This is a genomic window from Photobacterium kasasachensis (assembly GCF_050336885.1).
GTDB classification, from domain to species: Bacteria; Pseudomonadota; Gammaproteobacteria; order Enterobacterales; family Vibrionaceae; genus Photobacterium; species Photobacterium kasasachensis.
Genome location: NZ_JAKJSH010000040.1, coordinates 1 through 23,478, shown reverse-complemented (window position 1 = coordinate 23,478; position 23,478 = coordinate 1). Strand labels below are relative to the sequence as shown.

Genomic DNA, 23,478 nt, shown 5'->3' with positions numbered 1-23,478 from the left:
CACCTTGCGGCGCCAGAACCTAAATCTGGTGCGTCTACCAATTCCGCCACTTCCGCATCATGAGTTTTACATCATCCCGGTAGAGGGAGGATGGTGGCTACGACGGGATTCGAACCTGTGACCCCATCATTATGAGTGATGTGCTCTAACCAACTGAGCTACGTAGCCATTTTGTATCCTTTAACAGCCCTCAATTACTGGGCGCTGTCTCGGGAACGGGGCGCATTATGCTCATACCAGGTAAAAGCGTCAACAGTTTTTTTTAATATCTTCCGAAAACCCGTGTGTTCGATGGTTATTTGGACGAAATGGGCGAATGCCACACTGGGATGCCGATTATTAGCCCCTTGCCGCTTGGCTGAAAGGGTTGTCAGAATTTTCCAAAATTGTCAGGGAGATAAAAAATAAGCCAGCAATAGTGCTGGCTTATTTCATCTTGCTATCATTGTTGCGCGTTATTCGCGCCGATATTAGACGTTGAAGCGGAAGTGAACCACGTCACCATCTTTTACGATGTAATCTTTACCTTCCAGGCGCCACTTACCTGCTTCTTTTGCTCCGCTTTCGCCGTTGAACTCGATGAAGTGGTCGTAGCCGACAACTTCGGCACGGATAAAGCCTTTTTCGAAGTCGGTGTGGATCTTACCTGCAGCCTGTGGCGCGGTTGCACCCACAGGGATCGTCCAGGCACGGACCTCTTTCACACCGGCGGTGAAGTAGGTTTGCAGTGTCAGTAGCTCGTAGCCAGAGCGGATCACGCGGTTCAGACCTGGTTCTTCGATACCCATGTCTGCCAGGAACTCTTCGCGATCAGCATCGTCAAGCTCGGCAATTTCAGACTCGATAGCAGCACAAACAGGTACTACAACGGCGTTTTCTTTGCTTGCGTGCTCACGCACCATGTCCAGGAACTCGTTGTCCTCGAAACCGTCTTCGCTCACATTGGCAATGTACATCGTTGGTTTCAGGGTCAGGAAGTTCAGGTAGCTAATTGCTGCAGTTTCTTCTTTGGCCAGCTCGACAGAGCGAACCATGCCGCCTTCTGTAAGGGTCGGCAGCAGTTTTTCCAGTACTGCGATTTCAAATTTTGCGTCTTTGTCGCCGCCTTTGGCACGTTTAGCCTGGCGCTGGATAGCACGCTCACAGGTATCCAAATCGGACAGTGCCAGCTCAAGGTTGATCACCTCGATGTCGTCCAGCGGGTTGATTTGGCCGGCAACGTGAACAATGTTGTCGTTTTCGAAGCAGCGTACGACGTGGCCGATCGCATCGGTCTCGCGGATGTTCGCCAGGAACTTGTTACCCAGGCCTTCACCTTTGGACGCACCGGCAACCAGACCTGCAATATCGACGAATTCCATTGTGGTAGGCAGTACGCGCTCAGGATTAACAATGTTCGCCAGAGCATCCAGACGAAGATCAGGCACAGGTACAACGCCGGTGTTTGGTTCGATAGTACAGAACGGGAAGTTTGCCGCTTCGATACCCGCTTTCGTTAAGGCGTTGAATAGTGTTGACTTACCTACGTTTGGCAGGCCGACGATTCCACATTTAAAACCCATGGTTGGAAACCCTTTTGGTGATTATTCGGTGAAACAGCCCTGCGTATTGCAGTGTCTCGACAACACAATGCGCAAAGCAGGAACAAGTTAGAACAACTACAGTTATTCGGCTTTGAATGAATGTAGTCGGTTTTGCGCTTTATTCAGGCCGTCTTTTAGCAAGACATCCATGCAGCGGACGGCTTCGTCAACGGCTGCATCAATGTTGCCTTGCTCTTTGGCCGGCGCTTTGCCCAGTACAAAGCCGGACACTTTATTTTTGTCGCCAGGGTGGCCGATACCGACACGCAGGCGATAGAAATCTTTGTTATTGCCCATTTTGCTGATGATGTCACGCAGGCCGTTATGTCCGCCGTGGCCGCCGCCTTTTTTGAACTTGGCCACCCCCGGTGGCAGGTCCAGCTCATCATGAGCAACTAAGATCTCTTCCGGCTTGATTTGATAGAAATTAGCCAGTGCTGCCACGGACTTACCGGAGAGGTTCATGAACGTGGAAGGGATCAACAAGCGTAGATCATGGCCGTTGGCCTGGATCCGGCCGGTCTGGCCAAAGTATTTCGACTCTTCTCGTAGGCTAATGTTATGGACTCGGGCCAGTTCTTCTACGACCCATGCACCCGCGTTGTGGCGGGTTTTAGCATACTCGGCACCAGGGTTAGCCAGGCCGACTAATAGACGAATATTGTTACTCACGCTAGTCTCTCAAGTCTTAGGGGCTTAAAACGCGCGCTATGTTATACCAAACCGAGCAAGATTGATATGTCCGGACGAAAAACGCCCCGCATGGCGCGGGGCGTTTGGATTTTATCGCTATGCCGAACTATTCGGTATAGGGAACGATTAGTGCTCGAACATCGCGGAGATTGACTCTTCGTTGCTGATGCGGCGAATCGCTTCAGCCAGCATGCCAGAAAGCGTCAGTACCGATACGCGGCCTGTATCAACCATTGCCTGAGACAGTGGGATAGAGTCAGTAACGATAACTTCGTCGATCACTGATTCACGGATGTTCTGAGGCGCATTGCCAGAGAATACCGGGTGCGTTGCGTAGGCAAATACGCGCTTGGCACCACGATCTTTCAGCGCTTCGGCTGCTTTACACAGCGTACCGCCAGTATCGATCATGTCATCAACGATGACGCAGTCACGGCCTTCAACTTCGCCGATAAGGTGCATAACCTGAGAAACGTTGGCACGTGGACGACGCTTGTCGATGATCGCAATGTCAGTGTCATCAAGCAGCTTGGCAATCGCACGGGCACGTACAACACCACCGATGTCCGGAGAAACAACCACTGGATCTTCCAGTTTCTTCGCCAGGATGTCTTCTAGCAGAACAGGGCTGCCGAATACGTTATCAACTGGAACATCAAAGAAGCCCTGAATTTGCTCAGCGTGAAGATCAACAGTCAGAACGCGGTCAACGCCTACGTTAGAAAGGAAATCAGCAACTACTTTGGCAGTAATTGGCACACGGGAAGAACGAACGCGGCGGTCTTGGCGAGCATAACCGAAGTAAGGGATTACAGCTGTAATACGACCTGCAGAAGCGCGGCGTAGGGCATCGATCATAACAACCAGTTCCATCAGGTTGTCATTGGTTGGCGCACAAGTAGATTGAATGATAAAAACGTCGCTACCACGAACGTTTTCATTAATCTGAACACAGACTTCACCGTCGGAAAAACGGTTAACTGTTGCGTCTCCTAAAGAGATGTAAAGACGATCAGCAATGCGTTGGGCTAGTTCTGGTGTAGCGTTACCAGCAAACAGCTTCATATCAGGCACGGTGGAAACCTCAGGTTGCGTCCAAGTTGTAGTTACTGACAATCCGTAGAATGTGCGTTCAAGGCTGTCAAAAGGGGAGATGTGTTGACACCTTTTGCGACGAATCCTTGGAGCCAGTCAGGTAATTTATTCAGTGTTGCATTGGCCTCTTGTTGAGTGCTAAATTCAGCAAACACACAAGCGCCAGTGCCAGTCAGTCTTGACGGCGCGTATTCTAACAGCCACGAAAGCGCCTTATCAACCTCGGGGTGCAGTCTTCTGACGATTTTTTCGCAATCGTTTTCGTAAATCCCCGCCATCAAGGCATCCAGCGTCATTTTTTTGCTATCACGGGTTAGTTCCGGATGGGTGAAAATATCAACAGTTGCAATGCTGACATCCGGTTTGGCAACCAAATACCACTTTTCCTGCGGCTCTGCCGGTTGAAGTTTTTCCCCTATGCCCTCGGCAAATGCACTCATTCCGCGGACAAAAACTGGCACGTCTGCACCGAGCTTCAGACCAATCCCGGCCAGTTCATCCTCGCTGAGCCCGGCTTGCCACAGGTAGTTCAGGGCAACCAAGGTGGTGGCCGCATCGGACGACCCGCCACCCAGGCCACCGCCCATCGGCAGGATTTTATCGATATGGATCTCTGCCCCGGCCCCGATGCCAGCCGCCTGTCGCAGGGCATCGGCGGCGCGATAGATCAGGTTGTCTTCGGTTGCGACGCCCTCGATGGCCGGCGAAAGGGAGATATCACCGGAGTCGTTCGCGGTAATCGTCAGGGTGTCACTGTGATCCAGAAACTGAAACAGGGTTTGCAGCTCATGGTAACCATCAGGGCGGCGACCGGTGATGTAGAGGAACAGGTTTAGCTTGGCTGGCGCGGGCCAGCGAGTGGTACGGGTAATCATAGTGTACTCGTGTTCATGGCTGTTGGCTTTCGGAGATTTCCCACTCATTGATGATGAGGGTAATACGGACGTCCCCTTGCGACAGAATCATTCGACTGGGCAGGGCCGGGGTCACCGAGTTGTCATATTCGTTGTAGTCGAGTTGCCAAAGTTGCTGGTCTATTTGTTTCGCCAGGTAGGCCACCCGGTTTTCGCTGTTGAGCTGGTAGGTATCGGCAGCTGTTGGCAGGCCTATCAGCCAGTCACGCATTTGCTCGACGGGAAGGTTTATATCTGTCAGCTCCTGGATCAAGCGCGAGGCATTGGTTCCCTGATAGGTCTGGCCATCGTGGGAAATCAAGGTGGCACTGACTGGCGTGGCGTCGAGCTTGAGCAGGGTTTTGCCGAGGAAGTTGGTCAGCAGCAGGTGATCGGCCTGCGGGACGGTACGCCACAGCAGGTTGGCACCAAAACGTTGCTTACCTTTATAGCCCAACCGGCCTTTGGCCTCATAATGGTTAAGTTGCTGGAGCGACGCCTGGTGGGTTTCCCAGTCCACTAGAGGGGAAACTGGTGCCTGGCTGGCACAGCCGGATAGTAGGGAAAGAGGCAAAAGGGCGGCAAGCAAGTACCGTTTCGAGTGTAAATACAATCGAACAAATGAAATCGATGGCATAGTTTGTAATTAACTTATGGGTTTAGGCAAACAATAGCGAGAATTGGACCATAATACCAATTGCAACAAGGAATTGCTTAAGGCATCTGGGCCATAAATGGTATTTAAATTTCAACAATTGCTCAGGAATGCCAGATTGATTGCGTTAGTTTTCTTTAATTACGTTGGGGCATCAAGTAAAATCCCGCCCTGGATCTTTTTCACCGGCGAAGTTGGTACACCGTCTCCATGACATTGCTTGCATTAGGAATAAATCATAAAACGGCATCTGTGGACTTACGCGAGCGTGTTGCGTTTTCCCCGGACAAGCTGACCAAGGCATTGCAGCAGTTAGAAGCACACCCGGAGGTCACAAGCGGCGTTATCGTCTCGACTTGTAACCGCACCGAGCTCTATTGTGACGTGACCCAGGCCGGGCCGGGAATCCTGATTGATTGGTTGACCAAGTTTCACCAGCTCACAGCCGAAGAATTGATGCCGAGCCTGTATTTTCACGAAGAGCAGGCTGCTGTGAGGCACCTTATGCGGGTCGCCTGCGGTCTGGACTCATTGGTGCTCGGCGAGCCTCAAATTCTGGGGCAGGTCAAGCAGTCATACTCTGACGCCCGCGATTATGAAGCCGTACATGGTATGCTGGAGAAGTTGTTCCACAAGTCCTTTACGGTAGCAAAGCGGGTGCGTACCGAAACCGATATTGGTGGAAATGCCGTATCGGTGGCCTTTGCGGCCTGTACTCTGGCCAAGCAAATTTTTGAGTCGCTGTCTGAGGCCACGGTATTATTGATTGGCGCAGGCGAGACGATTGAACTGGTATCGCGCCACCTTGTCGAGCAGGGCTGTAACAAGCTGATTGTGGCTAACCGAACCAAAGAACGGGCTGATAACCTGGCCAGGGAGTTCGGTGCCGAGGTGATCAGCCTACCGGACATTCCCGAATATTTGCCGCGCGCCGATATCGTGATCAGCTCGACGGCCAGCCCGCTGCCGATTGTCGGTAAGGGCATGGTCGAGAAAGCCATTAAGGCGCGTCGTCATCAGCCGATGCTGCTGGTGGATATTGCCGTGCCGCGCGATATCGAGCAGGAAGTCGGTGAGTTGAACGACGCCTACCTGTATACGGTCGATGATTTGCACAGTATCGTCGAGAAGAACCGCGAGCAACGCAAGGTTGCCGCGATCCAGGCCGAAGCTATCGTCAGCGAGGAAAGTGCAGCCTTTATGAGCTGGCTGCGTTCGCTGGAGGCGGTTGACAGTATTCGACAGTATCGCTGTCACGCCGAGGATATCAAGGCCGAGCTGCTGAGCCGAAGCCTGCAGGCTATAGCCAATGGCAGTGAGCCAGAAAAAGTACTGGCGGAACTAAGCAATAAACTGACCAACAAACTGATCCATGCACCAACCCGGGCAATGCAGCAGGCTGCGCATAACGGCGAGCCGGAAAAATTAGCGGTGATCCGCGAGACGCTGGGGTTGGAGTCGTTCAAAAATTAATATGAGGCAGGGCTCCGTGCTCTGCCATGACCGGAACACAATAGTTAAGTCGATTATGAAATCTTCAATTTTAGTGAAATTAGAAACGCTGGTTGAGCGTTACGAAGAAGTCCAGCACCTGCTTGGCGATCCTGACGTGATCGGCGATCAGGATAAATTCCGTGCGCTTTCCCGTGAATATTCTCAGCTGGAAGAAGTGACCAAGTGTTTCCAGGCTTATCAGCAGGCGAAAGAGGATCTTGAAACTGCTGAAGAAATGACGAAAGAAGATGATCCGGAAATGCGCGAAATGGCGCAGGAAGAAGTAAAAGAGGCGAAAGCCGAAATTACTCGTCTTGAAGATGAGCTTCAGGTGCTGCTGATCCCGAAAGATCCGAATGATGAGCGCAACTGCTTTATCGAAATCCGTGCCGGTGCCGGTGGTGACGAGGCCGGTATCTTTGCCGGTGACCTGTTCCGTATGTACAGCAAGTATGCAGAAAGTCGCGGTTGGCGTATCGAAGTGATGAGCGCCAATGACGCCGAGCACGGCGGTTACAAAGAAATGATCGCCAAAGTGAACGGCGAGGGTGTGTATGGTGTGCTGAAATTTGAATCTGGCGGTCACCGTGTTCAGCGTGTACCGGCAACGGAATCTCAGGGCCGTGTTCATACTTCGGCGTGTACGGTTGCGGTGCTTCCTGAAATCCCGGAAGCTGAGATCCCTGAAATCAATACTGGCGATTTGAAAATTGACACCTTCCGTGCCTCGGGCGCAGGTGGTCAGCACGTTAACACCACTGATTCAGCTATCCGTATTACCCACCTGCCAACCGGTATCGTGGTGGAGTGTCAGGATGAGCGTTCACAGCATAAGAATAAGGCAAAGGCAATGTCAGTGCTGGCGGCGCGTATTATTAAAGCTGAAGAAGAGCGACGCCATGAAGCAGAGGCAAGCACCCGACGTAACCTGTTGGGCTCGGGCGATCGCTCGGACCGTATCCGTACCTACAACTACCCGCAGGGCCGTGTATCTGACCACCGTATCAACCTGACTATCTACCGCCTGAACGAGGTGATGGAAGGGGATATGGATACCCTGATCCAGCCGGTACTGCAGGAACACCAGGCAGATCAACTGGCTGCCATGGCTGATCAAAGCTAATGCCACTGAGCATCGAAGCGCTGCTGAAGCAGACAGTGCAGCAGCTTGTTGACGCGGGCTCAGACAGCCCGCAGCTGGATGCTGCCGTACTGCTTTGCTTTGTGCTGGACAAGCCGCGCAGCTACTTGCTGACCTGGCCGGAAAAAGTGCTAGACAGTGAGCAGCAAGCGGCTTTCGACATTGTGTTGCGCCGCCGTCTGGCGGGCGAGCCGGTCGCCTATATTATCGGCGAGCGCGAATTTTGGTCGTTGCCGCTGAAAGTGGCACCCCATACTCTGATCCCGCGTCCTGATACGGAACGGCTGGTTGAGCTAGCATTGGAGAAAGTGCCGGCAGAACCTTGCTCGGTGCTGGATCTGGGAACAGGAACCGGCGCGATAGCCCTGGCCATCGCCTCGGAGCGGCCTGAGCTGAGTGTCACCGGTATCGACCTGCGCCCGGAAGCGGCCCAGTTGGCGCTGGAAAACAGCCAAAACTTGAAGATAACCAATACCCGCTTCTTGTCTGGAAGCTGGTACAGCCCGCTGACATCTCACGATCGCTTTGCCGTCGTGGTCAGTAACCCTCCCTACATAGATAAAACCGACCCTCATCTCGAGCAGGGCGATGTGCGCTTCGAGCCAAAGAGTGCGCTGGTTGCAGAGGAAAACGGCCTAGCTGATATTCGCATTATCAGCGAGCAGGGCCGCCAATACCTGCAAACCGGCGGATGGCTGCTGATGGAGCACGGCTTTGAGCAGGGTGAGGCGGTTAGGGCAATTTTATTGGAACTGGGATATAACCAGGTATCAACAGCACAGGATTATGCCGGCCTCGATCGGGTAACCATGGGCTGTTGGCAAGGATAGAAGAGAGAAAACTATATGTACGCTGCGTTTAAACACCTCCACATGCTGGCAATTGCCTTGAGCGTTTTGCTATTTGTTGTTCGTTATTGCCTGCTGATGGCAAACTCCTCGTTGCTCGAGAAAAAGTTCCTCAAGATCACGCCGCATGTCGTTGATACCTTCCTGCTGCTTACCGGTGTCGTGCTGATTTTCATTACCGGCTTTATTCCGTTTACCGAAGAGGGTAACTGGATGACCCAGAAGCTGAGCTGTGTTCTGGCCTACATCGCACTGGGCTTCTTCACTCTGAAATACGGCAAGAACAAAGTCTTTAAGACCTTTGCGTTTCTGGGAGCGCTGGGTTGGGTGGTGGCAGCTGCAAACATTGCAACGACTAAGACATCATTCCTGGGGTAATCATGTTACGTTTTACTGATGAAGAATTAGAGCAGATGGCGCTGGTTGAAGGTGCCCTGGAAATGACTGCGGCAATTGATCCTGCATTTCCGACCGGCTGGGTTCGACTGCAGCTTAATAAGCTGGCTCAGGAAGCGGAGCATGCCCTGATGGATGAGCCAAACCCGCACTTGCGACTGGAAGGGTTAATCCGGCTGTTTTACCGCGAGTGGGGATTCTGTGGTGATCAGCAGCAGTACTTTTCTTCGGAAAATGTTTTTCTCGACAAGGTACTGGAACGCAAAAAGGGCATCCCGGTCAGCCTGGGGGCTATTTTCCTCTACCTTGCCCAACATCTTGACTTACCGGTTAGCAGTGTGGGCTTTCCCACCCAGTTTATCCTCAAAGTTGACTGGTATGACGGTGAGCAGCAGTACATCAACCCGTTTGACGGTGAGTACCTGAGCAAGCGGACGATGGGCGCCTGGCTGAAAGGTCACCGCGGTCCGTTTACCGAGCTGCGTCAGGAGCACCTGGACGAGGCTGAAAATGCCGATATTCTGACCCGCTGGCTGACTGTCATGAAAAGTGCCCTGCTTCGGGAAGAGCACTTCGCTGATGCGCTTCGCTGCAGTGACATGGCACTGGAGTTCAGCCCGGGCGATCCGCATGAAATTCGCGATCGCGGCTATATTTACCAGCAGCTGGAGTGCAGCCATGTGGCGGCAATGGACTATGAGTATTTTATCGAGCAATGTCCGGAAGACCCGGCCGCTGAGTTGTTGAAGCTTCAGGTGCAGGCACTCAATGAAGAGCCTCTTACGCTGCATTAAGGTTGGCAGGGTAGAGCGGCAAAAATTCGGAGGTAAGCGTCGGGGTATAGTGTGGCGTTTACTTCAACATTCTGAATGAAAGAGAGAATATGATGGAACAGAAAGTTGTTCGAGTTGGTGATATCGATGTTGCCAATGACAAGCCGTTTGTCTTGTTTGGTGGCATGAACGTACTTGAATCTCGCGATATGGCTATGCAGATCTGTGAGAAATACGTGGAAGTGACCGACAAACTCGGTATTCCTTATGTATTTAAGGCGTCTTTTGACAAAGCAAACCGCTCTTCCGTTCACTCTTACCGTGGTCCTGGCATGGAAGAAGGCCTGAAGATCTTCCAGGAGCTGAAAGATACCTTCGGCGTGAAGATCATTACCGATATCCACGAGCAGTATCAGGCTCAGCCTGTTGCTGATGTTGTCGATGTGATCCAGTTACCTGCTTTCCTTGCCCGCCAGACCGATCTGGTTGAGGCGATGGCAAAAACCGGTGCTGTTATCAATGTGAAAAAGCCCCAGTTCATGAGCCCGGGCCAGGTGGGGAATATTGTCGAGAAATTTGCCGAGTGCGGCAACGAAAATATTATTCTTTGCGAGCGCGGCGTACTGCACGGCTACGATAACCTGGTGGTTGATATGCTGGGCTTTGATGTGATGAAAAAGGCGTCAAAAGGCAGCCCGATCATCTTTGACGTGACCCATGCCCTGCAGTGCCGTGACCCTCAAGGTGCTGCCTCCGGCGGTCGTCGTGAGCAGACGGTTGATCTGGCGCGTTCTGGTATCGCGACAGGGATCGGTGGTCTGTTTATGGAAGCTCACCCGACCCCGGATCAGGCGCGTTGCGATGGCCCGTCAGCCTTCCCGCTGGACAAGCTAGAGCCGTTCCTGGCGCAAATCAAGCAGCTTGATGATCTGATCAAGGGCTTTGAACCTATCGAGATCAAATAACCAAAACTGGCTCGAATAATATGCGGCCCGGCAGGTTTTCCTGCTGGGCCGTTGTTTTTTTGTACGATTATTGCGTAGATAAAAAAAATATAACTTGTAAAAATTTAGTGAATCCATCTGATATATCTCCAACTTATGGTGATATCGATTATTCATTTTGATAGTGATAGCGAATATCCCTGCCCTTAAGCCGCTATCAGAGCGGGAAGTTTGCCGTTTGCTTTGTGAGACTTTTATTCTGCATCTGTATACTCACTGCCGAGTAAAATTTCGTGGAAGTAGGGTGTTACGTGTCATTATCTCAAGATATACCTCTGAGTCATTCTGAGGAGTCGGATTCTCGCTGGAGCAAACACGATACCAGCTGGATGCTGAGCTTGTTTGGTACCGCTGTGGGGGCAGGTATTTTGTTCTTGCCGATCAATATCGGCGTGGGTGGTTTTTGGTCATTAGTCATTATGGCACTGATGGCGGGGCCGATGACGTTCCTTGCCCATCGCGGTTTGGCCCGCTTCGTTTTGTCGTCGTCCAAGCCTGATGCTGACTTTACCGATGTGGTGGAAGAGCATTTCGGAGCCAGTGCCGGACGCCTTATTTCTCTGCTGTATTTTCTCTCTATTTTTCCGATCCTGCTGATTTATGGCGTGGGTCTGACCAATACGGTTGATAGCTTTATCGTTAACCAACTGGGCATGGAGGCACCGTCACGGGTGATCCTGTCGGGTGTATTGGTATTCGGCATGATCGCTATTATGATGGCGGGCGAAAAAGTGATGCTGAGAGCGTTTGAGGTGATTGTCTATCCGCTGGCAGCTATCCTGGCGGGCTTGTCATTCTACCTGATCCCGAACTGGCAGATGCCGGATCTCTCCACTTTGCCTGAGTGGGGAAGCTTTTCTGTTACGCTGTGGCTTGCGGTACCGGTGACGGTTTTCGCCTTTAGCCACGCGGCTGCTATTTCCAGTTTTGCCAATGCCCAGCGTCGCCACTATGGTCGAGAGGCGGGTCAAAAGGCCGAACAGATCCTCAAGCGCACCTCGGTGATGCTGATCTCGTTCGTTTTGTTCTTTGTCTTTTCCTGTGTCTTGAGCCTGAGCCCGGCGCAGCTGCTGGAAGCCAAGGCGCAAAATGTCTCGGTACTGTCTTATCTGGCCAATGTTCACAATAGTCCGTTCATTGTTGCCTTGGGACCACTGATCGCCTTTATTGCCATCTCTTCGTCGTTTCTTGGCCATTTCATGGGGGCACGGGAAAGCCTGAATGGCATGCTGCAGAAACAGTTCAGTCTGGCACCGGCAAAACTGGACAAGCTAGGGATCGTATTTATGTTCCTGGCAATCTGGTTTGCTGCGGTGATGAACCCGAGCATTCTTGGCATGATGGAAGCCTTGTCCGGCCCGGTGATTGCGATGATCCTGTTTATCATGCCGATGCTGGCTGTGTACAAGGTGGAGAGCCTGAAGTGTTATCGCGGCAGGTTCAGTACCTACTTTATTTTGCTGGTGGGGCTGCTGGCCGTCTCGGCGATTGTGTTTAGCCTGTTCTAGTCAGTACAAAGAATGACAAACAAAAAGGCTTGCCGTTGTGGCAAGCCTTTTTTGTTTTATCTGTTCTTGCTGTTACAGCTTGAAGCGGTTGATTTCCTGCTGCAGTTCGTGCGACAGGTGAGAAAGCTCAGCTGCCTGCTTGGCGGCCTCGTCGGCTTCTACTGCCAGCTCGTTGGATACGTCGCGGATCCCTTCGGTATTACGGGTAATTTCGGACGTTACCGATGATTGTTCTTCAGCCGCAGAAGCAATCTGGGTTGCCATATCACTGATGTTGGTGACGGCGCTGTTGATCTGGGACAGGCTGGCAGAGGCGGCATTGGCGTCATCAACACTGGTCTCGGCCAGACGACGGCTGTCTTCCATGATACCGACTGCGCGACCTGTCGTCTGCTGCAGGGTTTCGATCATTTGCTGGATTTCCTGCGTTGAGGCGTGAGTACGCTGGCTCAGTACACGTACCTCGTCGGCAACCACGGCAAATCCGCGGCCCTGTTCACCGGCACGTGCGGCCTCGATGGCAGCATTCAGTGCCAGCAGGTTCGTCTGCTCGGCAATACCCTGAATCGTTGACAAGATGGTGTTGATGCTCTGGGCATGGGTGTTCAGTTCGCCAATCACATCGGTTGCGGTGTCAACTTCACCGGCAAGGCCGGTGATCGACTGTTGGCTCTGGCCGACCTGTACCGAACCGTGCTCCGAGACTTCGACCGTTTCGCTCGAGGTGCGGGCAGTGTTATCTGCATTACCGGCAATTTCCTGAGTCGCGGCAGCCATCTCGTTGATAGCCGTTGCCACCATGTTGATTTCGTCTTGCTGGTGCTGAATACGGGTGCTGCGCTCTTCGGCCTGCGAAGCGGTAATGTGGGCTTGCTGGGTCAGCGAGCTGGATACTTCCTGCAGACGCGAGACCATACCGTGCATGTTGCCGACAAAGCGGTTGAAGTTGTGTGCCAGCTGGCCTACTTCATCGTCGCTGCGCGGGTCAAGGCGTTGGGTCAGATCGCCTTCGCCGGTTGCAATCTCGGCCAGGGCCTGGGAAACACGGCCTAAATCGCGGAACAGGAAGCCGACTAGCCAGGCAACAGCACTGACGACAATCAGGGTGATAATGATTGAGGTGATAATGAGCTGGCGCAGCAGGCTGGTATGGCTGGCTTCTTCTGTTGTACGGTCCATCTCAAGGCCGAGGATCCAGCTGGTGCCGGGTACATTGGCAAAATGCAGCAGCTTTTCCTCGCCGTTGATCGTGACGACTTCGATGCGGTTTGACTGAATTGCCGACTCGATGCGGCCCATATTCAGCTCGTCGCTGTAGCGGTTGATTGGCTGAAGCAGCAGCGATTCATCAGGGTGGGCCAGGAAGGTATTGTCCTGTTTGTTAAGCAGCATGGCGTAAGCATTCTGGCCGACATCCAGGTTGATCACATCCTTGATCAGCTGGTCGATCAATACGTCGGCCCCGACGACCCCCACCATAGTGCCGTTTTTCATTACCGGCTCGGCAATGGTCACCAGCAGCGCGTTGGTAATGGCATCCTGGTAGGCCGTCGTAATGATCTGGGTGCCGGCATTTTGGGCATCACGATACCAAGGACGGGTGCGCGGATTATAGTCGGCACGGTTACGTTCCGGGTGTGAGCGATACATGCCACCTGCTGGCGTACCTAGGAAAATATCATCAAAGCCGCCGGCTTTTCGGGCCTGCTGCAAAAATGGAACAACATTGCTCTCGGTGCTGTAGTCATTGAACGCTTTGGCAATGTCACTACGGATAGAGATCCAGTCTGAGATGCCTTCGGTGGCGGTTTTAGAAAGGCTTTCGGCCCGCGAGTAGATGCCACTGCGGGTTTGCTCAAAAAGCCGATCGGCAGCTAGCCACGTCAGGGCGGTTGCCATAACAACCACTGCAGACAAGCTGGCTCCTATTAGTTTTTGTTTCAATGATAATTTCATTTTTATTCAGTTTTAAAGGCAAATAGTAGGGGGGATTGGTTGGCCCGAATTTTATAGATATTTTAATCAATATGCACGGAAAAGTGACTTGCGTCATGTTATGTGTAACTTGTTGAGTAATGGTGTTTTTTTATTGACGTTAATATGATATGCACGTCAAAAAAATGCCGCTATTGCTTGGGGCAATGACGGCATTTTTTCTATCATATAGTCGTGAGTTGTGCGGTTATATGATTATGGGCTAGAGCTTAAAGCGGGTGATTTCCTTGCGCAAACTTGCCGATAGCTCCGAAAGCTGAAGAGCTTGCTCGCTCGCTTCGTTGGCTTCCTGGGCGAGCTGATCGGAGACTTCTCTGACAGCTTCGGTATTGCGGGTGATTTCTGATGTTACCAGTGATTGCTCTTCGGCTGCCGAGGCGATTTGGGTCGCCATATCACTGATCTGGTTGACCGACTGGGTAATATGGCCGAGGCTGGTGCTGGCTGAGGCTGCATCGGTGACACTGGTTTCGGCCAGCAGTTTGCTGTCACCCATGATGGAGACTGCTTCGCTTGTGGTCTGCTGCAGCGTCTCGATAGTTTGCTGGATTTCCTGAGTCGATGAATGGGTGCGCTGGCTGAGGATCCGTACCTCGTCGGCGACAACGGCAAAGCCCCGGCCCTGCTCTCCGGCGCGGGCTGCCTCTATTGCTGCATTCAGGGCCAGTAAGTTGGTCTGCTCGGCAATGTCCTGAATGGTGGAAAGAATGCTATTAATATTCTGGGCATGATGATCAAGCGCCTTGATCACCTCGGTAGCATTATCAACTTCATGGGCCAAGTTACTGATTGAGTGCTGGCTCTTGTCCACTTCTCCAGCACCAAGTTGGGCATGGGAGACTGTTTTTTCTGATGTCTGGGCGGTGTTTTCGGCGTTGTTGGCAATTTCCTGGGTGGCTGTGGCCATTTCGGTAATGGCTGTCGCGACCATATTGATTTCATCCTGCTGTTGCTGGATTCGCTGGCTGCGTTGCTGGGCATGGTTGGCCGTATCATGAGCTTGTTCGGCCAGTGAACCTGACATATGACTCAGGCGGCTGATCATGCCGTGCATGTTATCCAGGAAGCGGTTGAAGTTATTGGCCAACTGGCCTATCTCATCATTGCTGTGAGGCTGCAGACGTTGGGTTAAATCGCCTTCCCCGTTGGCGATGTCGGCCAAAGCGACGGAAACTTTGCCTAAATCACGGAACAGGTAATTGACGAGCATGGATACGGCCAGCAGGGCAATCAATGTGCCGACAACGCCTGTGGCAATCAAGCTTTTTAGCAATTGGTTATGGCTGGCTTCTTCTGTGGCTCGATCCATTTCAACAGCAAAAATCCAGTCACTGTTATCAATCCCGCCGAAGTAGATCAGTTTTTGCTGATTGTTCTGTTCAAAAATCTGGATGCTTTTCTCGGCCATGGCGGCGTGTATTTGGCTGACAGTCAGTTCGGGAGCGAGATCGGCGAGCGGTTGGAGTGCGAGCTGACTTTTGTAGTATGCCAGAATATCGCCCTGGCGAGTGAGCAGCATGGCATTGGAGTTCTTTCCGACATCATAGCCGGTGATCGTTTTCTGTAAGTAATCCAGGGTAATATCGGCACCAATCACACCGACCGTTTGACCATTGAGCCTGATCGGGGCGGAGAAGGTCAGCATCGGCTTGCCATTTGCTGTGCCTTTGTAGGGCGCTGATGTACTGACCGATGATGTGTTCATGGCCTGCTGGTACCAGTTGCGGGTGCGAGCATCGAAGTTTTCTAACGGAGTAGTATGGTTGCCCGCGATGAACAGGTTTCCCTTTAGATCAGCAAAGAAGACGTCGTTGAACTGACCATTCTTTTGGGCTTGCTCCATGACAGTGGGAAGTTGCTCCAGGCTGGAGAGTTGGGCGGCTGAACTGATGATAATTTTATGTTCCTCCAGCCAGTAGCCGACCGCGTCCGTGGCGATATTGGTCAGGCTGGTGGCGCGGGCATAGATACCGCTCCGGCTTTGGGAGAAGAGTTCATTGGAGGCAAGCCATATCAGGCCCCCGGCAATAAGTATGATGGCGGAGAAAACACATCCAAGTAATTTATGTTTTAGTGTTAGATTCATTGAGGCTGTCTATTTATAGTACGCTAGACTGTATATGATATATTTATGGGATGAAAACGCCATCCAAATTATTGTGATTGCATACAAATTTTTTGCATATATAAACGGAGAGTGATAGTAGTGAGGTTATGATTATATCTGGATGTTTAGACGTCTAGATGTTGACACATCCAGAGTGACACTCTAGTCTAGGGCAAATTCTAAAATAGATGTCCTGTAGTCATCATGTCGAACACAACACAATCACATAATTCTATTAATACGCCATCGGCACTGGCGTTGCTGCCGCTAGGGGTCTTTCTTGCACTGTTTATTGGGGTCGGAAGCTACCTGACCATGCAGGGGGTAGAATTTGCCTTTTACCAGTTGCCTGCACCGGTTGCGGCCCTGCCTGCGGTTATCGTGGCCTTGCTGCTGAGCAAAGAGAAGCTCAACAAGGCGATTGAGCAATTCCTGCGCGGTGTTGGTCATAGCGATATTATCGCGATGTGTATGATCTATTTGCTGGCCGGTGCGTTTGCCTCGGTCGCCAAAGCGACCGGTGGCGTTGACGCGACGGTTAACCTGGGTTTGTCGATGTTGCCTGCCAGCATGATCCTGCCTGGGATCTTTGTAATATCAGCATTCATCGCGACAGCGATGGGGACCTCGATGGGCACCATTGCGGCTGTTGCGCCAGTTGCTCTGGGCATTGCCCAGGCCGCCGGTATGGATGTGGCGTTAACGGCTGGTGTGGTACTGAGCGGTGCGATGTTCGGTGATAACCTGTCGATTATTTCGGATACCACGATTGCTTCAACCCGCTCGCAGGGCTGTCAGATGAAAGACAAGTTCCGTGAGAATATCCGTATTGCACTTCCGGCTGCCATCATTGCCGTTGTGCTATTCATGTTCAGCAGTACGGCAACAGAAGTACCGGCAGCAACCGAGGTTGAGTGGCTGAAGGTACTGCCTTATATCACTATCTTAGTACTGGCCGTTTCGGGGATGAATGTCTTTGTGGTCTTGAGTATTGGTATTCTGTTGGCGGGTGGTGTCGGGTTGTTTGCTACGCCTGAGTATAGCCTGTCATCTTACGGCCAGGATATTTATGCCGGTTTTGGTAATATGCAGGAAATTTTCCTGCTTTCAATGCTCATTGGCGGCATCAGTGAATTAATGCGTCAACAGGGTGGCCTGGCCTATCTGACCCAGCTTATCAGCCGTATTATCCGCGTATTTAGCAAAGCGCACACGCAGGGGCAGAACCTGCGGGCCAGCGAGTTGGGTATTGCCGGTTTGGTCAGCCTGACTAACTGTTGCACGGCCAACAACACCGTTGCCATTATTGTGTCTGGCGGCGTGGCCAAAGAGCTGGCCGTTGAAAATGGTGTGACACCGCGTCGCTCGGCTAGTTTACTGGATATCTTCTCTTGTGTGATCCAGGGCGTGCTGCCATATGGCGCACAGGCGCTATTGCTCGGCTCGGTGTTCGGCTTATCGCCGTTAGAGGTGGTCAGCCATTCGTACTACTGCTTCTTCCTGGCGATTGCCGCTATCGTCGCCGTATTTGTCAAACATCCTGCACGCCAGCTGGCCAGTGCCTGATTGGCGACTTATATAATTGACTGAATTGTAAAAAAGCCCAAAAGTGTATCAAATGCCTCGCAACTGCGAGGCATTTTTTTGCGCGTAATCAGGTGTTAGTGAAAATTTGTTACCTGTATGGTGATCTAGTCAACAGATTTATGAAAACAACAGAAAACTGATCATTGTTTAATTTAAACTTGCGCTTATTGGAACAATATAAACAGCTACTTATACCTTCCCAAGGATGAGTGGTAGCGAGTGGTAATGCCAAGCGAAAGAGTAAATAGAGCCTTTTGACATTGTCGCGAAAGGACAGCTCCCGCATCGCTTGGCATCATAATAATATTATTGGTTAAGGGGATCCCCATGAAGCAACGCTTATTTGCCAAAACAGCATTAACTGCTGCGGTACTGGCTACATTGTCTGGCTGCGCAAGCCAGGCCGACAGTACGGCTCCGTCTTGGCAGTCTGACGAAACGTATAAACTGACAATTCTTCACACCAATGACCACCATGGTCGCTTCTGGCAGAACAAATACGGTGAATACGGCATGGCTGCTCGTAAGACACTGCTTGACCAGATCCGTACCGAAGTGGCGGCTCAGGGTGGTACAACGTTGCTTCTATCTGGTGGTGATATCAATACCGGTGTTCCTGAGTCTGATCTACAGGACGCAGAGCCGGATTTCAAAGGCATGAATATGCTGGGTTACGATGCAATGGCATTGGGTAACCATGAGTTTGATAACCCGCTGGAAGTACTGCGCAAGCAGGAAGAGTGGGCAGAGTTCCCGATGCTGTCGGCGAATATCTACGATAAAGAAACGGGCGAGCGCCTGTTCCAGCCGTATCAGATCTTCGAGCAGCAAGGCATTAAGATTGCTGTTATCGGTCTGACAACGGAAGATACCGCCAAGATTGGTAACCCAGAGTACATTGGCGACGTTGATTTCCGTGACCCTAAAGCTGAGGCGAAAAAGCTGATTGCTGAGCTGGAAGAGACTGAAAACCCAGATGTTATCATCGCAGCGACTCACATGGGTCACTACGAAAACGGCAACCGCGGTGTGAACGCGCCGGGTGATGTTGCGCTGGCTCGTTACCTTGAGGAAGGTGATCTGGACATGATTGTAGGCGGCCACTCGCAAGAGCCTGTCTGCATGGAAGGTCCGAACATGTACAACAAGAACTTCAATCCGGGTGATGAGTGTCAGCCGGATCAGCAGAACGGTACCTGGATTGTTCAGGCACACGAGTGGGGCAAATACGTTGGCCGTGCTGATTTCGAATTCAAAAACGGCGAGCTACAGATGGTCAGCTATGATCTGATCCCTGTGAATCTGAAGAAGAAAGTGAAGCTGGCAGACGGCAGCAAGAAGCGCGTGTTCATTGAAGACGAGATTGCCCAGAACGAGGAAGTGAAAACATTCCTTCAGCCTTACCAGGAGCGCGGTCAGGCTCAGCTGAACATTAAGATTTCTGAGTCAAACGGCAAGTTGGAAGGTGATCGTAACGTTGTTCGCTTCAAGCAGACTAACCTGGGCCGCCTGATTGCCGCTTCTCACATGCAGCGCGCGAAAGCCGACTTTGCGGTCATGAACTCTGGTGGCGTACGTGATTCTATCGCAGCTGGCGATATCACTTATAAAGACGTTCTGACTGTACAGCCATTTGGCAACATCGTGACCTATACCGACATGAGCGGTAAAGAAATCATGGACTACCTGAATGTCGTTGCGACTAAGCCTGTTGACTCAGGTGCCTACGCACAGTTTTACGGTATCTCTATGACTGTTCAGAACGGTGCAGTGAGCAATGTTAAGATTGGCGGCAAACCTCTGAGCCTGACTGAGACTTACCGTTTCACTATCCCAAGCTTCAATGCTGCTGGTGGTGACGGTTATCCGAAAGTAACTGGCCACCCAGGCCATGTAAACACTGGTTTTGTTGATGCGGAAGTACTGAAAGAGTACCTGCAGGCTAACAGCCCGATTGATGTGAACAAGTACGCGCCTAAAGGTGAGATGGTTTACAAGTAATCCCTCTTGCTAACATATCTTAGAGATATGTTATGACGCTAAGCCCCGGTCGTGTACCGGGGCTTTTTTATTGTAGATAGGTTGGATATATTGATCCCCTATGTGTTAACCGTCCAGGGAAAACGATGACGCCAGCAATCAACCTCGCGAAAAAACAAAAAATCAATTACACCGTTCACCAGTATGATCATGATCCGGCCAACACGAACTTTGGCCTGGAGGCAGCAGAGGTGCTCGGTCAGGATCCTAACCGGGTGTTCAAGACGCTGTTATTTTCGCTGAATGGTGATCCGAAGAAGCTGGCGGTCGCGATTGTACCGGTTGCCGGTATGCTGGATTTGAAAGCGGCAGCCAAGGCCGCAGGTGGCAAAAAGGCAGATATGGCCGATCCTCAAATAGCCGAGAAGACGACTGGTTATATTGTCGGAGGCATTAGTCCGCTGGGGCAAAAAAAGCGCCTGCCGACTTTTCTTGATCAATCGGCCGAGCAGTTCGACACTATCTGTGTGAGTGCCGGGCGACGTGGCTTGGAGATTGAGCTGTCACCGGCTGATCTGCTGTCTCTGACCCGGGGCAGTTTTGCGCCGATAGCCAAAACCACCAACGGCTAGTCTACTGTAGTCAGGCTTTGTTATGGATAAGCACACGAACCTCAACTTGCTTCGTACTCTTCAGGTCTTGCTCGATGAGTGCCATGTCAGCCGCACGGCTGAACGGCTCTATATTACTCAGTCGGCAGTGAGTCGCCAGCTCAACCAACTGCGGGAGTTATTTAATGACCCCTTGCTGGTGAGAGACGGAAATCGCTTGCTGCCGACCCCCAAGGCCGAGCAGCTTAAGCAAAAGCTGGATGGGGTACTGACCGAGTGCCAGTCGCTGTTTGCCAGCGATGACTTTGATCCGGCGCAGTGGCAGGGAAAAGTCGTACTGTCGTCATCAGATTATGTGGCTCAATATATTTTGCCTGATATTGTGGAGCAACTTGAGCTACGGGCCCCAAAGCTTTGCCTTGTCTATCAACTATGGTCGCCGGAGCTGTTCGCCCGGCTGGCTGAGCTGGATATTCAGTTGGTCTCTACGATGTTGCCCGAGATCCCGTCAGGACTGTGCGGCCGATCTATCGGCGCGGACTATCCGGTATGTGTCATGCGCAGTGATCACCCGCTGGCAGCAAAAGCCTCACTGACTGTCGATGAGTTTGTACAATATAACCACCTAAGGGTGTCTGGCGGGGGAGACAAGGACAGCTTTGTCGATCACAATCTTGCCGAGCAGGGGCTTACCCGGAATATTCAGTTTTCTGTTCCGTTTTTCGGTTCTGCTTTTCATACGATTTGCCGCACTGACATGCTGATGGTGATCCCCGAGCATATTGCCATTAACATGAAGCGCCTGTTCCCGATCACCTATGTGTCGCTGCCGATTCCCGCTCCCGAGCATAGATACTGGCTGCTGTGGCACCCGAGATTTGATAGCGATCCTGCTCACAGCTGGTTAAGAGAGCAGGTGTTAGGTGTGATGCGCAGTTCGATGTATTCTATCAGTATGACTTAAAATCATAGCGGTGATGATTTCTTTTGATTTCAGATAATAGCTCTTGGCTGTTACCTTGAATGTCAGCTTAAGGAGTAAAAGATGACATTCAGTATTTGGCTTTCGTTATTAATGATTTGTATGCTCGGGGCGATGTCGCCAGGGCCGAGTTTGGCCGTGGTCGCTAAGCATAGCCTGGCCGGAGGACGGTTGCATGGCGTGGTAACGTCCTGGTCGCATGCGCTGGGAGTGGGTGTCTATGCATTGCTGACCCTGCTGGGCCTGGCTGTGGTACTCAAACAGTCACCCACGCTATTTACGGTGATCACATACGCTGGTGCTGCATACCTTGCGTATTTGGGGGTGAATGCCCTGCGCTCCAAAGGCGGGGTTGCCGCAAAGCTGGCGGCAGGCAAACAGGCTGATCTTAAAACGGCAGCCCGTGACGGATTGATGATTTCACTGCTCAACCCTAAACTTGCCTTGTTCTTTCTGGCTTTGTTTAGCCAGTTTGTTGCCGTCGGCACCGAGGTAACCAGTCGGGCCGTGATTGTTGCCACACCACTGTTGGTGGATGGACTCTGGTATACCCTGATAGCGTTTGTACTCTCCAATCCCAAGGTGCTGGACAAGCTGCGTTCGAAGGCTCAGTTGATTGACCGGTTGTCAGGCGTGGTGTTGATTTTGCTAGCTGTGCGGGTCGTTGTAATGGCGTAACTGGATTTTGTCGTAGCAAGAGGAGCCAATGGCTCCTCTTTGTCGTTGGAGTGAATGGCCTAGCGGCTAGTTCTGCCGCTTTTGGTGTCGTTCACGGTTTTCTAGCTTGCGTTCCGGGCTTTTCTTGAGCATGACGTACAAGGCTCCGTTCCCGCCATGTTGTCGTAGGGCAGAATGAAAGCACATAACATCAGAAATTTGCTCCAGCCAGGTAGCGACATAGCTTTTCATGAGAGCTGGGGGATTTGAGCGTTCACCTTTACCATGGACGATGATCACCGTGCGGATATCCATGCGCTGGCACTGCTTGAGAAAGTGCAGGATTTCATCACGGGCTTGTTTGAGTGTCTTGCGATGTAAATCCAACCGGGCCTGGAGATCGTATTTACCCAGGCGGAGCTTGCGAAAGACCCCTTCCTGAACGCCATCACGTTTAAATTCAACCATATCATCTGGCTTGAGCATTTTGGCGTAATCGAGCGACAGATATTCGGGATCGCTGTCCGACAGGGTTTGAGCTGCAAGTCGGCGAGCGATATGCGCATCAGTAACCTGATGTTTATGAACAGTTTCTATTTGGTCTTGTTTGATTGGCGAGACATCGGCCATCATCTCACGAAAGAGATCGAGTTCATCGGAATCTGACATGGTGGTACGGAGTTTGACTATGGTTAAACTGATTATAACCATTTCACTCCGGCACAAAAAGAAATCCAGGGTCAAGACCGACACTTTGACCCTGGTGCAAGCAAATTAGTTTGCTAATTGGCTCTAGTGAGGAGAAGGTGTCGATAGTGCTTTGTAGACAAAGTAACCACCGAAAAATAACATTAATCCCAAGGCTCCGAAGATCACGATCATTGAAGACAGTCCAACGGCATTGCCAAATAGGAGATCTAGCCAAAAATCCATGTTAAGTCCTTTAAGTCGTGGGATAGTGGCTACACGATACCTAATGCAACAAAAATGTTATGATGATCTGGATCAATGGTAGGCGCATTGTTTAATAACTGTTCTAAAGATGAGTCTGAGATCACTTAACTGTTAGTTTTTCCTTGGTTTTGATGCTTAGATGAGCAAACGAATTGAGAACGGAAAAAAATCCGGCGTAATACTTGCGTAAATTTAACTTGCGAGTATTATAAGCGGCCTCAGCAATGATACTGCTGATGATTGTCGGTGAATAGCGCAGTCTGGTAGGGCATCCTGATTYTAGGAATAGCGGACCAGAGGGCGACCCTCGGCGGGGTACACCAAAAGCCAATWTAGTCGGTGAATAGCGCAGCTTGGTAGCGCATCTGGTTTGGGACCAGAGGGTCGGGGGTTCGAATCCCTCTTCACCGACCACTCTTCAATCTGTCGGGTATATCCGGGCAGATATCATCGGATACGATGTYAAATATATACAGTCGGTGAATAGCGCACCTTGGAAGAGCATCCTGATTTTAGGTTAGG

General features: G+C 51.5%; 21 protein-coding genes and 2 tRNA genes. 13 read left to right on the top strand and 10 right to left on the bottom strand.

Annotated elements, in window-relative coordinates:
* Positions 1-91: 91 nt before the first annotated feature.
* From L4D19_RS29560 to lolB, 6 genes are all read right to left on the bottom strand, one after another.
* A tRNA-Met gene (locus tag L4D19_RS29560) sits at positions 92-168 on the bottom strand.
* Positions 169-470: 302 nt separating this feature from the next.
* Entirely contained in the window at positions 471-1,562 is a 1,092-nt protein-coding gene (gene ychF / locus L4D19_RS29555) for a redox-regulated ATPase YchF (protein ID WP_075763234.1), read from the bottom strand.
* 102 nt (positions 1,563-1,664) lie between these two features.
* Positions 1,665-2,255: an aminoacyl-tRNA hydrolase gene (pth, locus tag L4D19_RS29550; RefSeq protein ID WP_075763233.1), complete on the bottom strand. Its 591-nt coding sequence runs from the start codon at positions 2,253-2,255 to the stop codon at positions 1,665-1,667.
* 147 nt (positions 2,256-2,402) lie between these two features.
* On the bottom strand, positions 2,403-3,350 hold the full coding sequence (locus tag L4D19_RS29545; RefSeq protein WP_160653071.1) for a ribose-phosphate diphosphokinase: 948 nt from the start codon (positions 3,348-3,350) through the stop codon (positions 2,403-2,405).
* A 32-nt stretch (positions 3,351-3,382) separates the two neighbouring features.
* Positions 3,383-4,246 (bottom strand): 4-(cytidine 5'-diphospho)-2-C-methyl-D-erythritol kinase, encoded by an 864-nt coding sequence (gene ispE, locus L4D19_RS29540; RefSeq protein WP_428455356.1) that lies wholly within the window; start codon positions 4,244-4,246, stop codon positions 3,383-3,385.
* Between the two features lie 13 nt (positions 4,247-4,259).
* On the bottom strand, positions 4,260-4,853 hold the full coding sequence (gene lolB / locus L4D19_RS29535; protein ID WP_428455355.1) for a lipoprotein insertase outer membrane protein LolB: 594 nt from the start codon (positions 4,851-4,853) through the stop codon (positions 4,260-4,262).
* Between the two features lie 276 nt (positions 4,854-5,129).
* Here lolB and hemA point away from each other — a divergent pair, with 276 nt between their 5' ends.
* The 7 genes from hemA to L4D19_RS29500 all read left to right on the top strand — a co-directional run bounded on the left by hemA (position 5,130) and on the right by L4D19_RS29500 (position 12,083).
* Positions 5,130-6,392 carry a glutamyl-tRNA reductase gene (gene hemA, locus L4D19_RS29530; protein WP_160653079.1) on the top strand — a complete coding sequence of 421 codons (1,263 nt, stop codon included), beginning with the start codon at positions 5,130-5,132 and terminating at the stop codon, positions 6,390-6,392.
* A 55-nt stretch (positions 6,393-6,447) separates the two neighbouring features.
* Positions 6,448-7,536 (top strand): peptide chain release factor 1, encoded by a 1,089-nt coding sequence (gene prfA, locus L4D19_RS29525; RefSeq protein ID WP_428455354.1) that lies wholly within the window; start codon positions 6,448-6,450, stop codon positions 7,534-7,536.
* Positions 7,536-8,384, top strand: coding sequence for a peptide chain release factor N(5)-glutamine methyltransferase (prmC, locus tag L4D19_RS29520; protein WP_428455353.1), 849 nt, complete (start codon positions 7,536-7,538; stop codon positions 8,382-8,384). The genes prfA and prmC overlap by 1 nt, the downstream gene beginning before the upstream one ends.
* A gap of 15 nt (positions 8,385-8,399) precedes the next feature.
* Positions 8,400-8,780, top strand: coding sequence for a SirB2 family protein (locus L4D19_RS29515; RefSeq protein ID WP_428455352.1), 381 nt, complete (start codon positions 8,400-8,402; stop codon positions 8,778-8,780).
* Between the two features lie 2 nt (positions 8,781-8,782).
* Positions 8,783-9,592, top strand: a complete 810-nt coding sequence (locus tag L4D19_RS29510) for a SirB1 family protein (RefSeq protein ID WP_428455351.1) — start codon at positions 8,783-8,785, stop codon at positions 9,590-9,592.
* Positions 9,593-9,681: 89 nt separating this feature from the next.
* On the top strand, positions 9,682-10,536 hold the full coding sequence (gene kdsA / locus L4D19_RS29505) for a 3-deoxy-8-phosphooctulonate synthase (RefSeq protein WP_175577505.1): 855 nt from the start codon (positions 9,682-9,684) through the stop codon (positions 10,534-10,536).
* A 290-nt stretch (positions 10,537-10,826) separates the two neighbouring features.
* Positions 10,827-12,083 (top strand): aromatic amino acid transport family protein, encoded by a 1,257-nt coding sequence (locus tag L4D19_RS29500; RefSeq protein ID WP_428455350.1) that lies wholly within the window; start codon positions 10,827-10,829, stop codon positions 12,081-12,083.
* 72 nt (positions 12,084-12,155) lie between these two features.
* Here L4D19_RS29500 and L4D19_RS29495 read toward each other — a convergent pair whose 3' ends face one another.
* Entirely contained in the window at positions 12,156-14,039 is a 1,884-nt protein-coding gene (locus L4D19_RS29495) for a methyl-accepting chemotaxis protein (RefSeq protein WP_428455349.1), read from the bottom strand.
* Between the two features lie 241 nt (positions 14,040-14,280).
* Positions 14,281-16,164 (bottom strand): methyl-accepting chemotaxis protein, encoded by a 1,884-nt coding sequence (locus L4D19_RS29490; RefSeq protein ID WP_428455348.1) that lies wholly within the window; start codon positions 16,162-16,164, stop codon positions 14,281-14,283.
* A gap of 225 nt (positions 16,165-16,389) precedes the next feature.
* Between L4D19_RS29490 and L4D19_RS29485 the strand changes: the two genes are divergently transcribed.
* The 5 genes from L4D19_RS29485 to L4D19_RS29465 all read left to right on the top strand — a co-directional run bounded on the left by L4D19_RS29485 (position 16,390) and on the right by L4D19_RS29465 (position 22,023).
* Positions 16,390-17,751: a Na+/H+ antiporter NhaC family protein gene (locus L4D19_RS29485; RefSeq protein WP_428455347.1), complete on the top strand. Its 1,362-nt coding sequence runs from the start codon at positions 16,390-16,392 to the stop codon at positions 17,749-17,751.
* Positions 17,752-18,099: 348 nt separating this feature from the next.
* Positions 18,100-19,773, top strand: coding sequence for a bifunctional UDP-sugar hydrolase/5'-nucleotidase UshA (gene ushA / locus L4D19_RS29480; protein ID WP_428455346.1), 1,674 nt, complete (start codon positions 18,100-18,102; stop codon positions 19,771-19,773).
* Positions 19,774-19,898: 125 nt separating this feature from the next.
* A complete protein-coding gene (gene ybaK / locus L4D19_RS29475) occupies positions 19,899-20,384 on the top strand; it encodes a Cys-tRNA(Pro) deacylase (protein ID WP_428455345.1) in 486 nt (161 codons plus the stop codon).
* Between the two features lie 22 nt (positions 20,385-20,406).
* Entirely contained in the window at positions 20,407-21,327 is a 921-nt protein-coding gene (locus L4D19_RS29470) for a LysR family transcriptional regulator (protein WP_428455344.1), read from the top strand.
* A gap of 81 nt (positions 21,328-21,408) precedes the next feature.
* On the top strand, positions 21,409-22,023 hold the full coding sequence (locus L4D19_RS29465; protein WP_428455343.1) for a LysE family translocator: 615 nt from the start codon (positions 21,409-21,411) through the stop codon (positions 22,021-22,023).
* Positions 22,024-22,089: 66 nt separating this feature from the next.
* Here L4D19_RS29465 and smrA read toward each other — a convergent pair whose 3' ends face one another.
* On the bottom strand, positions 22,090-22,671 hold the full coding sequence (smrA, locus tag L4D19_RS29460) for a DNA endonuclease SmrA (RefSeq protein ID WP_428455357.1): 582 nt from the start codon (positions 22,669-22,671) through the stop codon (positions 22,090-22,092).
* A gap of 123 nt (positions 22,672-22,794) precedes the next feature.
* Positions 22,795-22,935 carry a DUF3149 domain-containing protein gene (locus tag L4D19_RS29455; protein ID WP_428455342.1) on the bottom strand — a complete coding sequence of 47 codons (141 nt, stop codon included), beginning with the start codon at positions 22,933-22,935 and terminating at the stop codon, positions 22,795-22,797.
* Positions 22,936-23,293: 358 nt separating this feature from the next.
* Between L4D19_RS29455 and L4D19_RS29450 the strand changes: the two genes are divergently transcribed.
* Positions 23,294-23,370 (top strand) — tRNA-Pro (locus tag L4D19_RS29450).
* The last annotated feature ends 108 nt before the right edge of the window (positions 23,371-23,478 follow it).

What these genes read in the sequence shown, in the direction of transcription:
- ychF (WP_075763234.1), bottom strand. Translation starts at nt 1,562, where the DNA reads ATGGGTTTTAAATGTGGAATCGTCGGCCTGCCAAACGTAGGTAAGTCA.
- ispE (WP_428455356.1), bottom strand. Translation starts at nt 4,246, where the DNA reads ATGATTACCCGTACCACTCGCTGGCCCGCGCCAGCCAAGCTAAACCTG.
- hemA (WP_160653079.1), top strand. Translation starts at nt 5,130, where the DNA reads ATGACATTGCTTGCATTAGGAATAAATCATAAAACGGCATCTGTGGAC.
- prfA (WP_428455354.1), top strand. Translation starts at nt 6,448, where the DNA reads ATGAAATCTTCAATTTTAGTGAAATTAGAAACGCTGGTTGAGCGTTAC.
- prmC (WP_428455353.1), top strand. Translation starts at nt 7,536, where the DNA reads ATGCCACTGAGCATCGAAGCGCTGCTGAAGCAGACAGTGCAGCAGCTT.
- L4D19_RS29515 (WP_428455352.1), top strand. Translation starts at nt 8,400, where the DNA reads ATGTACGCTGCGTTTAAACACCTCCACATGCTGGCAATTGCCTTGAGC.
- L4D19_RS29510 (WP_428455351.1), top strand. Translation starts at nt 8,783, where the DNA reads ATGTTACGTTTTACTGATGAAGAATTAGAGCAGATGGCGCTGGTTGAA.
- kdsA (WP_175577505.1), top strand. Translation starts at nt 9,682, where the DNA reads ATGATGGAACAGAAAGTTGTTCGAGTTGGTGATATCGATGTTGCCAAT.
- L4D19_RS29495 (WP_428455349.1), bottom strand. Translation starts at nt 14,039, where the DNA reads ATGAAATTATCATTGAAACAAAAACTAATAGGAGCCAGCTTGTCTGCA.
- L4D19_RS29490 (WP_428455348.1), bottom strand. Translation starts at nt 16,164, where the DNA reads ATGAATCTAACACTAAAACATAAATTACTTGGATGTGTTTTCTCCGCC.
- L4D19_RS29485 (WP_428455347.1), top strand. Translation starts at nt 16,390, where the DNA reads ATGTCGAACACAACACAATCACATAATTCTATTAATACGCCATCGGCA.
- ushA (WP_428455346.1), top strand. Translation starts at nt 18,100, where the DNA reads ATGAAGCAACGCTTATTTGCCAAAACAGCATTAACTGCTGCGGTACTG.
- ybaK (WP_428455345.1), top strand. Translation starts at nt 19,899, where the DNA reads ATGACGCCAGCAATCAACCTCGCGAAAAAACAAAAAATCAATTACACC.
- L4D19_RS29470 (WP_428455344.1), top strand. Translation starts at nt 20,407, where the DNA reads ATGGATAAGCACACGAACCTCAACTTGCTTCGTACTCTTCAGGTCTTG.
- L4D19_RS29465 (WP_428455343.1), top strand. Translation starts at nt 21,409, where the DNA reads ATGACATTCAGTATTTGGCTTTCGTTATTAATGATTTGTATGCTCGGG.
- smrA (WP_428455357.1), bottom strand. Translation starts at nt 22,671, where the DNA reads ATGTCAGATTCCGATGAACTCGATCTCTTTCGTGAGATGATGGCCGAT.
- L4D19_RS29455 (WP_428455342.1), bottom strand. Translation starts at nt 22,935, where the DNA reads ATGGATTTTTGGCTAGATCTCCTATTTGGCAATGCCGTTGGACTGTCT.